The organism is Acinetobacter sp. GFQ9D191M, from assembly GCF_011174875.1.
In the GTDB taxonomy this organism is placed as follows: domain Bacteria; phylum Pseudomonadota; class Gammaproteobacteria; order Pseudomonadales; family Moraxellaceae; genus Acinetobacter.
In genome coordinates, this window is the sequence record NZ_JAALGV010000145.1 from 1 (window position 1) to 1,545 (window position 1,545).

General features: G+C 35.0%; 2 protein-coding genes and 1 pseudogene. 2 read left to right on the top strand and 1 reads right to left on the bottom strand.

All coding sequences use genetic code 11. The annotated features are described in order from the left end of the window. Window positions 1-263 (top strand): IS30 family transposase (locus G5T77_RS16580; RefSeq protein ID WP_166236257.1); only part of this gene is annotated, 263 nt, incomplete at its 5' end. Window positions 264-272: 9 nt separating this feature from the next. Here the strand turns inward: G5T77_RS16580 and G5T77_RS16585 are convergent. Beyond that, window positions 273-638: pseudogene (locus tag G5T77_RS16585) on the bottom strand (GNAT family N-acetyltransferase); the annotation flags it as partial. 116 nt (window positions 639-754) lie between these two features. Between G5T77_RS16585 and G5T77_RS16590 the strand changes: the two are divergent. Then, on the top strand, window positions 755-1,507 hold the full coding sequence (locus G5T77_RS16590) for a hypothetical protein (protein WP_166135816.1): 753 nt from the start codon (window positions 755-757) through the stop codon (window positions 1,505-1,507). The last annotated feature ends 38 nt before the right edge of the window (window positions 1,508-1,545 follow it).

The following is a 1,545-nucleotide window of genomic DNA, read 5'->3' on the forward strand; positions in this document are numbered from 1 at the left end:
TTTCCGAACACAAAAGAATTACTGATGCTGGCATAGAGACGTATTTTGCTGATCCTTACAAGTCTATTCAGCGAGCTAGAAATGAAAATACGAATGGTTTAATCCGTCAATATCTGCCAAAATCATCATCGTTTGATGGTGTGTCAAACGAACAAATAGAGCAGATAGAATTTGCACTCAACCATCGTCCTAGAAAAACACTAGGTTGGTATACACCGAGTGAAGTTATGGCTGGTTTTTATACTGTTGCACTTGCCGCTTGAATCCGCCGTATTAAAGGCATAATCTAGGACTGCACGTGCACCTTCAGTCGCATAACCTTGATGCCAATATTTTTTTGCTAGCCGCCAGCCAATTTCAACACAGGGTGAAAACTCAAACAGATCAGGTTGTGGTTGCAGACCAATAAAGCCAATAAATTCTTTAGTCTCTTTTAGTTCAACTGCCCATAAGCCCCAATCATGCTGATTAATTTGCCGTGTCACTTTTTCAATAAATTGTAGGCTTTGTTCAGGTGTCAATGGAGTGGGGAAATAACGCATGACCTCATCGTCTGCACACATTTGGATAAATGGTGCAGTGTCGGAGTCTTGCCATTGGCGGAGGATGAGGCGAGGGGTGCTTATAGAAATTGACATGAAAATCTGCTGATTAAATATTAAAAAGAAATAAATTCTAAATGGAGCTAAAAGCTAGAATTTAGAAAATATATTTGGCATATTAGTCTTAAAGTTGAAAATAAAAAATATTGATTATGTGGGAATTTTTAAACAATTCGTGGGTGGTAGGGGTTGTTGGTGGATTGATAAGTGGCCTACTTGTTTGGTTGATTACAACCAAACTCTTTAAAAGTAAACAGACACGCGAATATACACACAAAGTTATAACGGTTAATGGTGAGTTAATCTATTCATTGCGTTCCGGAATATCTCAAAGAAAATTACCATCTTTAGATGTTCTAGATGCCTTAAAAAATGCTACAGCACGAAAGTATTCTGTTGATGTAAGAGATATCTATACAAATAAGGAGTTAGCAGAGGAGTTGATAAAAGAGATTATGGATTCTAGTTTTATCCCAGTAGAGTCAAAAGATAACTTTTTTGAATTATTGAATCCTTTATTAAATGAAATGCTCCCTCAGCAACAGGAAGAGGTGGAGAAGAAAAATATTAAAAAACTAGAAAATAGAAATGATGCATTTCAAGCTATTTCAATGATTTTGGCTATATTTGTAGCATTTTCAACATTTTTGAATGTTATTTGGCAACCATTGCAGATTGAAAAACAAACATTATTGGGTTTAATGACTAGTGTTTTCTTTCCTGTTATGAGTACTATGATGGCGATACTTGTAACAATGCTGGCATTTAAATTAAAGTTAAAAATGAAAAAAGAAGAGGCTGCAGCTAGATTAAAGAATTCCGAAACGGATGATAATTTAATAATCAATGTAAAAAGTTATAAAAGAATTTCAAAAGATAAAAATAATATTGATGAAGCTAGTTAAAAAACCCCGCACTTAGCGGTAATGCCAGTCAGTTAAGA